At 51.5% G+C, this 15,051-nt stretch carries 8 protein-coding genes; 2 read left to right on the top strand and 6 right to left on the bottom strand.

Annotated elements, in window-relative coordinates:
- Positions 1–3: 3 nt before the first annotated feature.
- From BN348_RS07010 to BN348_RS06990, 5 genes are all read right to left on the bottom strand, one after another.
- Entirely contained in the window at positions 4–1,782 is a 1,779-nt protein-coding gene (locus BN348_RS07010) for an ATP-binding response regulator (RefSeq protein ID WP_242844319.1), read from the bottom strand.
- A gap of 432 nt (positions 1,783–2,214) precedes the next feature.
- Positions 2,215–3,684 carry a GntR family transcriptional regulator gene (locus BN348_RS07005; protein WP_040197127.1) on the bottom strand — a complete coding sequence of 490 codons (1,470 nt, stop codon included), beginning with the start codon at positions 3,682–3,684 and terminating at the stop codon, positions 2,215–2,217.
- Positions 3,681–5,753 carry a diguanylate cyclase gene (locus BN348_RS07000; RefSeq protein WP_040197126.1) on the bottom strand — a complete coding sequence of 691 codons (2,073 nt, stop codon included), beginning with the start codon at positions 5,751–5,753 and terminating at the stop codon, positions 3,681–3,683. The genes BN348_RS07005 and BN348_RS07000 overlap by 4 nt, the downstream gene beginning before the upstream one ends.
- 16 nt (positions 5,754–5,769) lie before the next feature.
- Entirely contained in the window at positions 5,770–6,126 is a 357-nt protein-coding gene (locus tag BN348_RS06995; protein WP_040197125.1) for an Hpt domain-containing protein, read from the bottom strand.
- 495 nt (positions 6,127–6,621) lie between these two features.
- Complete coding sequence (locus BN348_RS06990; RefSeq protein ID WP_040197124.1) at positions 6,622–7,458, bottom strand: metallophosphoesterase family protein; 837 nt, start codon at positions 7,456–7,458, stop codon at positions 6,622–6,624.
- A 164-nt stretch (positions 7,459–7,622) separates the two neighbouring features.
- Here BN348_RS06990 and BN348_RS13155 point away from each other — a divergent pair, with 164 nt between their 5' ends.
- Together BN348_RS13155 and BN348_RS06980 are read left to right on the top strand one after the other, a co-directional pair.
- Positions 7,623–7,997 (top strand): helix-turn-helix domain-containing protein, encoded by a 375-nt coding sequence (locus BN348_RS13155; protein WP_052446790.1) that lies wholly within the window; start codon positions 7,623–7,625, stop codon positions 7,995–7,997.
- Positions 7,998–8,205: 208 nt separating this feature from the next.
- The gene (locus tag BN348_RS06980) at positions 8,206–8,673 is read left to right on the top strand and encodes an NAD(P)H-dependent oxidoreductase subunit E (protein WP_040197123.1); all 468 of its coding nucleotides are present in this window, start codon (positions 8,206–8,208) and stop codon (positions 8,671–8,673) included.
- A 43-nt stretch (positions 8,674–8,716) separates the two neighbouring features.
- Here the strand turns inward: BN348_RS06980 and BN348_RS13150 are convergent, their stop codons facing one another.
- Entirely contained in the window at positions 8,717–14,545 is a 5,829-nt protein-coding gene (locus tag BN348_RS13150) for a carbohydrate-binding protein (protein ID WP_052446789.1), read from the bottom strand.
- Between the last annotated feature and the right edge of the window lie 506 nt (positions 14,546–15,051).

Raw genomic sequence — 15,051 nt, 5'->3', positions numbered from 1 at the left:
TCCTCAATGTATATATTTAATGAATGTTTTTTTGATAATCTCTATATCTACCGGCTTGCTGATATGGGCCTGCATTCCGTGGGCAAGAGATTTTTCCACATCCTCCTCAAAAGCGTTTGCGGATAAGGCGATGATGGGGATGCTTGGGGCGTCCATGTGAGCCGAGCCGCGAATGGCTGCGGCGGCCTCGAGACCATTCATCACCGGCATTTGGATGTCCATCAAAATAATGGAATAATATCCCATGGAAGAGGTTTTGAAGCGCTCCACAGCCTCCGTGCCGTTGGCTGCCCCGTCAACCACAAAGCCGAGTCCGGCCAAAAGATCTGCGACAATCTCGCGGTTGATTTCGTTATCTTCCGCCAACAGGATCCTCTTGCCAAGCAGATATGCGGGCAGTTCATCGGTACGCCCGTCTTCCGGGTCCGATTCACTCAGTTCGGTTCGCTCCAGAGGAAGCTCTATGACAAATCTGCTCCCTCGATTCAATTTGCTCTCCGCATGGATGGTACCGTTCATCAGGGTCACAAGACTGTGTACAATCGCAAGCCCCAAACCGCTGCCCACATGGGCGGCGGTGAGAGAGGACTGTTCCTGCTCAAAGGGATGGAACATCTGCTGCATAAACGCTTCGCTCATGCCGATCCCCGTGTCCTCGACGGTAAAGCAGGCCCTGGTGTACCTGCCGCTTTCCGGGTTTTCCCGGTAAGTAAGGGTTACGTCCCCCTGCTCGGGGGTAAACTTGATGGCGTTGGAAATCAAGTTGACGAGACATTGCTTGATGCGGACGGCGTCTCCCAAGAATCCTCTGTGGAAGTTGTCCGGACAGTCCAGACGAAAGTTCAGCGCCTTCTCGCCTGAGGGATAGGTTTCCAGCTGAATAACGGTCTCCAGCAGCTCCTTCATATCAAAAACCGCATGGGAAATTCGCAGCTTTCCGCTTTCGATGCGGCTCATATCCAATACGTCATTGATAATGGAGATGAGATATTCACCGGACTTTTTCGCTTTTTGCGCGCAGTCGGCCACGATATCCGGTTCGCCCGCATTGTGCAGCATCAGATCGTTCAGCCCGATCACGGCGGTCAGCGGTGTGCGGATATCGTGGGAGACCTTGTTCATGAAGTCGCTCTTCAAGGTGGCTTTTGCTTGCTCCAGCTTGACTTGCTGTCCTTTTTTCACATAGTAGTAGATCCAAACTACAGCCATGGCCACCACGGTTGAGAGGGTAAGGACGATCATAACGACAACATTTTGCATTCCTTCAAAGGTTTTTCGGGCTGTAATGGAAACAGGGATTGCCAATACAATGCTGTTGCCCTCACTTTCCGGAAAGCTTTGAATACGCCAGGTTTCTCCATCTGTTTTTGTTATAAATTCCACTTTATGCTGCTGTTCCAGTCCCTGCTGCAGCGCAAGGATCTGTTGCTCGTCCACCTTCTTTTCCCGCAAGGTATGGAGCAGGTTATATCCGCCAAAATAGTCGTTGGCGGTTGAATCAGTTGGCCGCAGCTCGATCACGCCCAGCTGATTCACCACATAGGAAGCGCCCTGATTCTCATACAGGGCAGTGGCTGCAATCTCTGCGTAGGTGTTTGAGTCCACCAGCATGATAACGCCAAAGTACTCTTTATTATCTATGGTTACATTGGAAAGCGGGGACATAAAAACCCAAAAATCACCTTTGGTCTGTACCGTACAGAAATCCGTCCGAACCTCATCCGAAATTTTAAGTTTCTTGGTTTCTTCCGATTCGGACAGTACGATTTTTTCTCCTGTCAAGGAGATACAGGAGCCGTCCTCAGCCAGCAGGTATAACTGCTCAAAGGCCGTAAGCAGCTCCTGCCCCTGATCCAGCGACTGGATGTGGCTGCTCATGATGACGCAGGCCGCCTGCCGTACCTTATCCTCATAATGCTGTCTCAGCAAAAACAGCTTTTCCGAAATGAGGGTACTCATCTGCTCGATGGAGTCGATCCGCTCATTTTGAATGGACTGGTTTAAATGACGATATGTAGCGGTAAACAAAAAGATCTCGGAGATGAGCAGAAACGCCAGCAGAATGGTTATTTGCCTGAGACGCGGCAGAATTTCCGCTCCGACATTTTTTGTCTTGCCATTCATTTCTCTTTTCATTTTGGTTCCCGCCCCCCTCGGCATAGAATGGCACTGCAAGTACCGGTCGATTTATTTATTAAAATTGTAGTATCAATACTATTTCCACAACTGAGAGCCGTCATATATATCCTTAACCGTCTTCCAGTAGCCCAGCCTTTTACACTCTTCGATGATGAGTTGATGGGTATACTGGAACATCTCCGCGGCTTGTTTTGCAAATGCGTTTTGATCCCCGCCGAGCAATACGTTTGCCGCTGCTGCACACTTGCGATGGATTTCCAGTTTTCCGGATGCGTTGGACTTGTTTATTAGTTTAGGTATTTTTCGGCCGATTCGATAGTTTTTGAGTATAATCCTATAGACCGATTGCAGAGCATCAAATGGAATATGCTCTGTTAAAAATTCCAGCAAAACAACAGGCGCCGGTTGGTATAAACTGCTGTATTTTTTCGCTTCGTCTAATCGCTGAATTAATGTTTGAATTTGCTCATAAGAAACATGAGCCGCAACATGGTATGCCACTCCCTCTATGGTAAGGGAAAGCAGCTCCAAGCACTCGAAATATCTTCTGAGATGGCTGGCAATTAACTTCGGGTCCACATGAATATCGTTTAACGTCTCTATATTCGTAGAGACAAAAATTCCCTTTCCTCGGGTTGCCTCTACAATGCCCCATTTCTGCAGACATTGAATCGCCTGCGTCGTCGTGTTTACGCTGACGCCATACTGCTTCTGCATCTGGGCGTGAGAAGGCAGCTTGTCTCCAGGCTGATAATAACCGATAGAGATAAGCCCCAAAATATCCAGGTATACGCTGGAATAGCGCTCTTCCGCTGTTTTCATCCACTGATCAAGTCCCTGAACACCGATGCGAAAGGGCGAATCGGCAGGAACATAACATTGAAAATCTTCCCTTGAAATTGTAATAAAGTGGATATACGCAAGAAAATCTTTGACGACGCTGCTTTCAGGCGCCGCTATTCTGCTTTTTTGAATAAAATCCATGAGTGTCTGCTGATATGTGACGCGTGAACAAAAGTTGTTTTCCCTATATTCGACTCCTAGAAAGCCAAGCGCATCAACGATATGAAGGCTCAGCTCGTTTTCGCATCTGGCGATGAAAAAACGCCAGATCAGTTTAGAGTTTTTCCAAAAGAGTTTTGGTGTTTCCGGATTCAATTGCTGAACAATTTTTTCGGGGATATCCCAATCGAACTTGTCGCACAGAGAAATTCCGTGGCATATAAAAGGATAGTAAAGAATTTCCGCCGTTTTTAAGATGTCTGTCATGACGGGGATATTTGGCTTTTTCAAATTGTGTGCTGAATCGCTTTCCGGGTCCGCTTGTTCAAAAATAACCACAGAAAGCTGTCGTTCTTTTGTCTCAATGAGTCCTGCGTCAGACAGCATGGCCACCACACGGCGTATTGTTTTGTTGGATACTTTGTATTCCCTGCAAAGGGCGGCATAGGAGGGAAGTACCGTACCTTTCGGCATCAGTCCGGATTCGATTTTGTTCTTTATAATCTCAAATATCCTGTCATATTGAAATTTATCATATTTCATCTCATTTTTTCCTCATAAGGCGTTTCTTCTGATAGGACGGACAAAAAGCTGTCCATGGAATTGTCGTAAATACAATAGCAATTCCGTCCTTTGTGCTTTGCGGCATAAAGAGCCTGGTCTGCGCAATGAAATAAATCTTCATATTCTGCTGCGTGAGTGGGAGCGAGCGAAACCCCCATACTCGCACGAATATAAAAATCTTGGTACATTCCGCCGATCGATTGAAAAATGCGTTCAGCCACCGGCGTGATATCATTCTTATATTCCACAAAAATCAAAAATTCATCTCCGCCGATCCTGGCAATAATATCTGAGTTTCGTACCGATTTTTGGACTTTTTGTGCTGCTTCACGCAGTACTTGGTCTCCAAACATATGTCCATACAGATCATTCGCGTTTTTAAAGAAATCCAAGTCGAACAGCATAAGTGCATATTTTTTGTTCGAGGAATATTCTTTTTCAAGAATTTCCCTGATTTTAGTGCGGGCAAAGTTTCTGCGGTATAAACCTGTTACATCATCAATATGCGCTGTTTTCTTCAAAAGCTCCAGTTCCGTAATTTCCGCATGAATGTCTGTACATTTTCCAATGGCTCCTGTAACTGCATTCGTATTATTCCCCAGCCAGAGCGGGCGGGCTATAATTTTGTACCATCGCCACTGCCCCTTGACACACAGGCAGTAGTTTTCCGAAATTGTAGGTTTGCTTGGCGATGCGCATCGAAGCTTGTTGCGCAGATCTTGATAGTCCTCAGCTTTCATAACCTGTTGAAACAGCCTGTCCTCTTTCAGATTAACTATGATTTCTGGCAATCCAAGCTGAACAGCACCCTCTTCCGATAGAGTCAGAATATCAGTTGGATATGTATACTCAAAAAGAATTTCTTTCGACATTTCAGCAATAAATTGATATTTAATGCGTTCCTGTTCCAATAGGGCCAATGTGCGATTGGAAGCCTCTCCGCTTTGCAGGATGGTTCGGGTTATTTCTTTGATCTCTTCTTTTGTAACATAGCCAAGCGAACGGTGTTTCAGCTCCCGTTCCAGCATAGGGCCGATATCTTTCAAGCATTGGAGCAGCAACGGATTGAACGCACCGCATTGCCCGCTGTAAATCATCTCAAAAGCTTTCTGGTGCGAATAGGCTTCCTTATAAACACGCTTGTGGGTCAAAGCGTCATACACGTCCGCAAGGGAAACCACCTGTGCCTCAATGGGGATTTCATCGCCTGCCAGACCATCCGGATAACCCTTGCCGTCATACCGCTCGTGGTGCCACCGGCAAATATCCCTTGCGATCCGCACGATCTCTTCATTGGGATAATATCGAGTTTTTTCCAGCATGTTTGCGCCGATACCGCTGTGCTCTTTGATCTTCTCGTACTCTTCAAAGGTGAGTTTGCCGGGTTTATTTAAAATTTGCTCAGCAATCGAAATTTTACCAATATCATGCAATGACGATGCGTTTGAAATCAATAAAATTTGGGATTGAAGATAACGGTATTGGCTGCTTAAAGCGCAGAGCTGTTTCAGCAGCATTTCCGTGATAGTGCGGATGTTAAGGACATGCATTCCGCTCTCGCCGTTACGAAACTCTACAATGTGGCTTAAAACCTCAACCATAATAAGATTGCTTTTTTCTTTTTCCAACACCTGTTCTGTGACTGCATTTTCAAGGAACTTCTGCTTGGAATAAAGCATAATGGTGTTGGAAACACGCCGTCTGATCGTTTTGGGATCAAAAGGACGGTTGACATACTCGGTTGCGCCTAAATCATAAGCGGCATCGATATAAGAAGCCGTTGTTTCTGCTGAAATGATGATGACCGGGATTCGCTCGATCCATTTGTTTTTATTCATCATTGCCAGCACCTCAAACCCATCCATCTCCGGCATGACAATGTCAAGCAGGACCAATGAAATCTCAAATTGATGAAATTCCAAAAGCTTTACTGCCTGCAGCCCGTTATCGGCCTCTAAGATTTCATATTCATCACGGAGCATATCTGCAAGCAAAGAACGGTTCAGCTCAGAATCGTCTACAATCAGAACTTTATTTTGGAGTTTCATCCTATCACCCTTTCCGCTACATATTTGTCAGAGCGCTCACACATTCCAGCACCAATGCATAAGCCCTTTTTGTATTTTGAAGCAGCCAACCCATATTTTTGTCGGGCATTCCACTGCGAAGCATCTCGGTAAGCTCTTTTGTGCTGTCTGCAAGGGATGTCAAGCTCAAATTCAGGGCAATCCCTTTTAATGTATGCGCTGCGCAGAATGCAGTTTCCAGATCATTTTGATCAATTGCCTTACAAAGAGAACTGAAATTGGTATCTCTTTGTAAAATCTTTAAATATTTTATAATTCGTTCATCACTGCCCATTAAACGAACAGCTGCTTCATAATTGCCATCCATTTTCTGATAACATTCTTTAACGGTCATCGTTATATCACCAACTTAAATTGTTTATGGAGAATAATTTCACACCAAATATTCTGTGTACCTCTACCAAATAAGTTTATCACAAAAAACGACAAATGTCAATTTATCCGGCCAATGTACGACAGAATATATGGAATAGAAAAAATCTTCAACAGATATTTACATCTCAGGTATTCTCATTTTCCGGTCGCAAATCCCCTTATCCATCCGGGTCAAAGTAAAAAGAAAAACACCCCCATCCGACATTGCGCCTGCAACTTGCCGGATGGGGGTGTTCTCAATGGGCCGGTGTGTCATAGCCGTCAATCTCATAATAGACTGTGAGCGGCAGGAATCCAATGCTGCCCGCCTGGGAGAGCGCCAAGATGACGATTTCGCCGCCGCAGAGCACCGCGCTCCATATGGAATTGTTCTCATCATTGGACTTTAAAAGAGAACGAAAAGCGCGGATGCCTTTGTCAAAGGACGGAACACATCGGGTATCCTGAAAGCGGGTTACCTGTGCCGGTTCCGGATATCCGCCAGCCGCTCCAGGGCCGCATGGCAGAGGTATTGCGGGCTGTACGGCCTGCGAAGCTTTGTTTTTCTCAACAGAAAATTTTCATCCGGGGCAAATGCGTATTTGACAAATGGCTCGATGTCCCGCCTTTTATAGGATACGGAATGGATCGTCTGGAAAATGGTGATCAGCTCCCTCAGGTACAGATCGAATATGGAAAACACATCTGAGATGCATAGGCCATATTTGCGGGCCAGGTCCGCTTTGCTCAGACCGTATTCGTAGAAATCCCTCAGAATGGGATAGTAAGATTTTTGATGGGCGTAGCGTTTGGCAAATGCGCTGCATGCGCCGGCTTCCTCCATGACCCGGAGCGGCTTGGCATATTCGCATTGGACGGACCTGCTGTCGATGGCGAGGCGGATATAGCAGGATGTCTCCTCCCCGCCGTTGAAGCTGCCTGTCCCAATCTCCCGAACCCCATCGATGGTGCGCTGTTCCAGCCGGTATGGGTCGGTGAACAGAATCAGGTCGATATCCTCCCGGGATGTGATCTCTTTGATCAGTCTGTAATGGACGAAGTTGTGGATCAAAAGCAGGTTCAGAGCTTCCAGCCGCAGGAGCATGTATTCCTCGATTTCAGGCGAGCTTCTGTGCTCCGCATAACTGCCGATGCAGTAAAAGGTCTTGTCCGGCATCATGGCCCGGATTTTGCGGGAATCGGAATAATAATCTCCCAGATGAATCACGATGTCCGCATCCTCCAATAATAGATTGGCATACAGATTTTCTATTTTGCCCAGTGTATCACTGACAACAATAACTTTTTGCATAGTATTTCTCCATAAAGGGTTTCACAATATCAATTTATTCTGAGTAAGACCATTATATTTCAATAATCTTGATTTGTAAATAGATTAAATGAAGATACTTGAATTTTAGAAAAAATAATGTCAAAACATGTTATCATAAACACAAATAAAAGGGGAGGTGCAACATGGGTATCGGTGATAGATTAAGAAATTTACGAGAAGAAAAAGATATGAAGCAGATAGAACTTGCCGCTGCACTTAATGTTGTTCCTTCGACAATTTCTAATTACGAGAATGAAGTAAGTGCTCCAGAATATGAAGCTCTCGTGAAACTGGCGAGGTACTTTAATGTTAGCACGGATTACTTATTGGGTAACAGCGTAACAAGAATGAGTTGGGAAGATGCAAACACTGATATAAAAATTATTGGAGGAAAAGTTGCTTCGTTAAAAATAATTGAAAATATAATACATTTGGATTTGCAAGATAGAACCACTTTGATAAACCTGATTAATGCCTTACTTAACCAACAAAAATACCAAAAAAGCTCTAATAAATAACTTTTAGTACTTGTAAAAGCAGTAAGCCCTTCGATCAATGAAGACTTACTGCTTTTTTGCGCCTTGAATCAAGCTTGCTGATTACCAAAAGCTCAGATGGAACTTGATGAAATGTAGGGTGTGCGCCGACCATATTATCCAATAAATCAGGGAAGTCCGGATACAATAAAGACAGGACTGTAAAAACGCTGTGTAACGGAGGTACATTATGGAACAGGGATGGAGCTTGCGGGAAGCCATCGATTATTACAAGGGGAGGAACGCGCCCCAGGATCAGCAGGCACTTGTGGCATTGCTGCGCGAGGTGCAGGAGCATTCTGACGGCACAATCCCCGCGGCGGCTCTGGATGAAATAGCGGATGCGCTGAAGCTGAAAAAAACCTTTTTGTCGGCAGTGGTCAAACGGTTTCCCAGCCTGCGCACCGAGGAAGCGCCGCATCTCCTGGAGATGTGCGGCGGGGAACGCTGCCGCAAACGCGGCTGCCGGGAACTGCACCGCTATGTGGAGGATGCCTTTCAGGTGAAGAGCGGCGGCGTCAGCAAGCGGGGAGGGTTCCAGTTCAAGGTGACCGGCTGCATGAAAAACTGCCCGAACGGCCCAAGCCTCAAATGGGATGGGACGCTTTATTCCGGCGCGGATCAGCAATTGATTCAAAAGCTCATAGACGACAAATAAAAAGAGGAAGGCTGTCGGGCCTTCCTCTTTTTATTTTCAATGGTTAGGACTTCAGGATTTGCATCTTGAGTGTTACCAGATCGAAGATGTTGATGACGCCGTCCCGGTTGACATCCGCGGCCGCCCGCTGTGCCTCATCCGGATTCCAGCGGCCCAGGATAAAGGACTTCACGGCAAGCAGATCGGACACGCCGGCTCGGGCGTCCCCATCGGCATCCCCGTATACTGCGATCCGAACCTGATCGGTGATGATGCCGTCCACCTTCATGCATACGATGAAGCCGGTTTCCGCCAAATCGGCAGGATCGCACACTTCTGCGTCCCTGCTGCGCACAAAGATTTCAGCGCCCGGCATCTCCGAGAACTGGGAAAGAACCGTGCTGACGGAGACGCCCGTGTCCAGCCCGGACAGGATGCCGTTTTCCAGATAGAGGGAGGAACCGTCCCGCAGTGACAGCTTGAAATCGAGCAGCTGCAGTTTCTTCTCCGCGTCGAGCAGCTTCCTCTGGTTTAAGACGAAGACCTGCTGTTCCCGGTCCAGCCTGTCAAATGCTTTTCGGGCCGCTTCCACCTTCGGCCGGTCCGCTTCGGAAAGCTGGCCGATATCCCCGATGCCGTCGATGGCGGCTTCCACCGGCAGGATGACAGCATCCTTCGAGAAGGTGAAGCAGTCGAAGCTGAATTCGCTGCCGGGCAGGAACATGAAGGTGACCGTCTGGATGCCGGTATAGCTTTCGGACAGATCGAGAACCTGTGTGCGGTAGCCGTCGCCGCCCGCAAATTCCAGATCGGTGCGGCTTTCCCCGATAAGCAGGCTGATGCGGCAGCGCTCGAGCGGCGTCATGCCCTTGACAGCCATACGGCTCGATCCGGTCAGCCCGAAATTGATCTTTTTATAGTAGAGCGACATATTGTTGCCAAGGCCCGTGACGACCTTCTGTTCCCGGCCATTTTCATCGGTATAGCTGCCGAAGCCGAAGCTTGTGCCGCTGGTCAGCGCGTCGTCGTAATCCTCCGCTTCGACCGGGAAGAACGCGTCGACATTGGCGCTGGCCCGCGCTTTGGTGAACTGGAAGGAGTCGAAGATGATCGAGCCGCTTGGGAACACGAAGCAGAGGTCCTTGACGCCGCGCAGGCCCGAAAGGTCGAGGGTGGTCACCGCCGCCTTGTCCCATCCGCCGCTGCTGTTCAGCCGGACCGATGTCAGCAGTTTTCCATCTGGACCGTTCTCGCGGATCTGCACCTCCGGCTGGTTCGGGGAGGCGGCGCTCACGATGATGGTATCCGAGCCGTCGCGGCCGAAGTCCAGGTTCTGGAAGGTCATCCAGTCGCCGGGCGCAATGCCGCCGAGCCCGACGTCTCCGGGACTGAAATGCTCCTTCGAGCCGACATCGAAGGTTTCCGCGTTGATCTGTGCGTACGGCGAGTTTTCATAGAACCGGAACGACTGCAGGACGGCGGGAGCGGAGAAGCGCAGGCAGATGTCGTGGACGCCGGTCAGGCCGCGCAGCGCGAACAGCTGTTCCTTCACGGTGTCCGGTCCGGTGGCCTTGAGCTGCACAGCGGCCAGGATTTCTCCATCCGCGCCGCCCTCGCGGACCTGCACCTGCTGTGCTGTTTCGGACGCCGCACACAGCTGAAGCTGCCGGGTGCCGCTGCCGCCGAAATCGAGGTTTTTGTATACCAGGTAATCCCCGCCTTGAATGCCCGAAAGCCCCAGCTCAGTCTCGGTGAAGGAGCCGCGGCAGTCGTCGTACATACCGCCCCCGATGGACTGGTACGGCTGGTTCTGCGGGATGAATTCGAACCAGTCGAGTACAATCGCGGAGGTGATGAACACAAAGCAGAGGTCCTTCTTGCCGGTGATGCCGGTCAGTTCAAAGGTCTGCTGCGCCGGCTCGGTCCAGGAGCCGCTGTTTTTCAGCGTGACGGTGGTGAGCAGCGGGCCGTCCTTGCCGCCCTCGCGGATTTCAAACCGCGCGGAATCGCTAATGGTGCAGGCGGACAGGGTCATCTTTCTGGGGCCGCTGCCGAAGTTGAGGTCCTTAAAGATCATCCAGTCGCCGGGGAAGATGCCGCCGATGCCGCCGGCTTCCTGTGCGAATTCCTTGCTGCCGGTGCTGTAGGACGAAGCGCTGATGCGCTGTCCGTAGACCGGTGTCGGGATGTCCAGCGTGAAGATCACCTTGTCGAAGGAGACGCCCCCGCCCGGGAAGACCACATAGATTTCATGCCCGTCGCCCAGCGCGGTCATCTTTTCGGTGAACGGCTGGTAATCGCCCCATCCGCCGGTCGGCTTCAACGTGACCGCCGCGAGCAGCGGGCCGTCGGGCGCGCCGTCGCGGATTTCGGCCTTCATATCCGAGCCGGTGCCGTTCGAGCCGACCACCGTGACCGATTTGGTTCCGACAATGCCGAAGTCCGCGTCGAACGCGATCCAATCGCCGCCCCGGATGCCGCCGACCGCGGCGCCGCCGCCTTCGATCAGGTAGTTGTCGATGTGATACTTCCTGGACAGCTCCGCTTCGCAGACGATATCCGGATCTTCGGGGTATTCGTAGTCGGTGTTGACCGCGCAGGTGAACGGCAGATAGGAGAGCACAGCCTGCTGTCCGGTGCCGTTGCCGCAGGTCGCGTACAGGCGGAACTGCCCGGGCGTGATGCCCGTGACCGTCGCGGTGCCGTCGCCGTTGTCGATGACCATCGCGCTTTTATTGGCGGAATAGCCGTCCTTGTCGATGATGCGGAACCGCACGTCGGCCTCGGCCTCGGCCGGGAAGACCTGATAGCGGATCACAGCTTCCGGATTGTCGTCACTCAGCGCCTGGCTGCCCATCATCACCTGCAGTTCAATTTTGCGCGCATAGCTGCCGGCATCCATCTGGTTGGAAATGGTCACTGCCTTTTCCGCGTAAACGCCGGAGCCGTCCGCCGCCGTCGCCCGTACAACGGCGGTGCCGTCATGCAGGCCCATCAGCGTGCCGTCCTGCTTGATGGATGCGGGGCTGACCGCGCTGCCGGATTCGTCATAGACGCTCCAGACAATATCCTGGCAGGCTTGAGCCGGCTGGACCGACGCCGTGAACACGGCCTTGCCGTTCATCCGGTCGACCGTGTCCGCGCCGCTGATGGTGATGGCGGACACTGGTGTGAAGCCGTCCTGTCCGGAAATCTCGACATCCCGGAACGCGGAGACGCCCGAACCGTCCCTGGCCGTCGCCGTCACGCGCACCGTGCCGTTCTTGTTGGCTTTCAGCACGCCGTATTCGTCGATGGACGCTTTGTCGGTTGCGGAGCCATCCGGCTCAGTGACCGCGTAGGAGACCTTGTCAAAGTCCGGGACAGCGGGGGAGAGCGCCGGAACCATCTTCAGGGTGCCGCCCGGTTCATGGATGTCCCGGATGCCGTCGATGCCGTCCAGCGCCATGGACCGCACCGGTTTTTCATGCACGGCATGGAGCGTCACGGTCGTGGGGGAAAGGCCCGGCGAGGATGCGGTGACCGTGATTGGACCGCCGGTGCCGTCCGAACGGATGTACGCCATCGCCTTGCCGGAGAAGAGCCTTCTCGCGGCGCTCTGGAACGAGTCGTTGTCCGGGGAGCTGCCGTTATCGTAGGCGACCAGCTCGCCGGCCCCCTCGACCTTGATCTCGACGCGGTTGGTCGCGTTCGCGACGAAGTTTCCATCCGCGTCGCGCGTGCTGACCTCCACAAAGGAGATGTCCTTCCCATCCGCCTTGATCGTGCCGCGGTCGGGATTCAGAACCAGCGAAGCCGGGTCGGAGAAGGAGGAAACGGCGTCGCGCGCGATTTCATTCCCGTTTTCATCGCGGCCGATGGCGACAAGCTCGCCCTGCTGGTATGGAACCTCCCAGGCATAGTGCATGACCTCGGCGGTCTTGAGATCGACCGCCTGCCTGCCCAGTGAGTTCCCGTTGAGAAACAGCTCGACCGATGCGGCGTTGGAATAGGCCCAGACCGAGACGGTTTCGCCCTCGTTCCAGTCCCAGTGCGGCAGCAGATGCACCATCGGTTCCTCTGTCCAGACCGATTGATAGAAGTAGTAGATGTCCTTCGGGATGCCGGTCATATCGACGATGCCGAAATAGGCGTTTTTCGAGGCGTACGGCGCCGGCTCGCCGATATAGTCGAAGCCGGTCCAGACGAATTCGCCGAGGAACCACTTGTTGTCCCGGTTGAACCGCCAAGCCTCCTCCGCGAAGTTGCCCCACGGCACCTTGGCGTTGTCGTAGCTGGAGACCTGCTGGTCGTCCGAATTGCTGGCGACGGGCACATCCGCGGGCGGATGGTAGATGCCTCTGGACCGCACCGCCGACGCGGATTCGGAAGCGTAGATCGCCCAGCCCGGATGCCTGCTGTGGATGCCCGCCGCGGAGCCGATGCCGTAGTTCATGCCGACGGCCTGCTCGTATTGGCCCAGATTCTGCGTATTCGCGTTGCCGAGCGCGTTGGTCGCGAAGGTGAGCAGCGCGTTGCCGTTTGGGTCCTCCTCGCGAATCCAGCCGTTGATGCGCTGAAGCTCGGTTTCGGCCCGTCCGCCCGGACCGCCGTCGTTGGGCATCTCGGGAATCTCGTTCGCAACCGACCACATGATCGCCGAAGGATGGTTGCGGTCCCGCCGAATCCAGCTGCGCACATCCCGTTCAATCCATTCGTCGTAGAAGATGTGGTAGTCATAGGTGTTCTTGCCCTCATACCAGGTGTCGAAGCTCTCCACCATCACCATGATGCCCATCTCGTCGCAGAGCTGCAGAAACTCCGGCGCGGGCATGTTGTGCGAGGTGCGGACGGCGTTGACGCCCATCTCCTTCATGATGCGCAGTTCCCGGCGCTGCGCCGCTAGATTGATCGCGGTGCCGAGCGCCCCCTGGTCGTGATGCAGGCAGACGCCGTTGAGCTTCATATACGCGTCGTTCAGATAAAAGCCCTCGTCCGGGTCCACCCGGATGGATCGGAATCCGGTCGTGCTCTGGTACGTGTCGACGACCTGCCCCTGCCGCAGAATCTCGGTTTTGACCCGGTACAGGTACGGATCGTCGATTCCCCACAGGCGCGGGTTTTCCACCTTCAGCGCCTGTGAAACGGCTTTTTGCTCTCGAGCTGGGATACTGACCGGATCGCTGAGCTGTTCCGCCACCGGCCGGCCGTCTGCGTCGTAAACGGTCTGCCGGAGCGTGATTTCCCGCATCTCATTGGATTCGTTCAGGATTTCGGTTTTGATGTCCAGATTGCCGCCTTTTCCGTCGTTGCTCAGATAGGTGCCGTTGAAGTCGACATGGGTGTCCTCCAGATAGCTGATCCAGACGTTGCGGTAGATGCCCGCGCCGGTGTACCATCTCGTGTTCCTGGAACGGTGGTCCACCCGCACGGTGATGTTGTTCGGCTCGTTGCCATAGCGGACAAAATCGGTGATGTCCACCTCAAAGGTGGTGTAGCCGTAGCCCCATCCGCCCGCTTCCCGGCCGTTGACATAGATGGTGGAATCCTGGTAGACGCCGTCAAAACGGATTTTGATCCGTTTGCCCCGCTTATCCTGCGGGATGTAGAAGGTTTTGCGGTACCATCCGCAGGAGGTCTGATAGAGGTCCTTGACCTGCTCGATCAGCCAATCGTGCGGCAGATCGACGGTTTCCCAATCGGAATCATCCGCATGCTGTGCGGAGTGATCCTCGGAAAAATCCGTGGTCTTGTAAAATCTCCAGTCGCTGTTGAAGGATTGGTTTCGAAGAGGGTCTTCCAGCACGATCGCGGCAGCATCTTCTTCGGCTGAAGCGGCCAGCGGCTGCAGGGCGATGCTGGTCAGAAGCATCACCGCCGCTAGAAAGAACGACAGCCCTTTTCTCTTTCTCATTGTTTTCTCCTTTCTCAATAGAAATTGTGTTGTGGATTGCATACAGCATGCTCAGCGCGCGGATCCCTTCTTTTATGGAATGCTCTGCGCGTGCAGGGAACAAAGCAATGCTTGACATTTTCCGCGGTGTTTCCTCCTTTCGAACCCTTCTGATCCCGGCACCGGCGCTGATGGCAAAGGATATCAGCTTACATCATCAGGTTATCAAATTACATGCAGAAAATCAATTTGTATATTGAACAAAGATATTCGGCCGCTTTTGATGAATCGGTTAGAAAAAGCCGTTTTTTTATTAAAGATAAATTTGATTTATTTTTGCAGAAAACGGAAAAATGATTATGATAAAAGTGTAAATTATACAATGAAAACGTTTTTTTATTTACTTTTTTAATGCTATATGATATAATTCATGTTGCTTCGTGATGAAAATGAATATTTTTCTGGAAATTATGACAAATTATTTGACGCGGCAATATAAATCTTGGAAAAGAATCGATTTCATCATG

It is taken from the genome of Candidatus Soleaferrea massiliensis AP7 (assembly GCF_000820765.1).
GTDB lineage: Bacteria > Bacillota > Clostridia > Oscillospirales > Ruminococcaceae > Soleaferrea > Soleaferrea massiliensis.
This window is presented reverse-complemented; position numbering and strand designations above follow the sequence as displayed.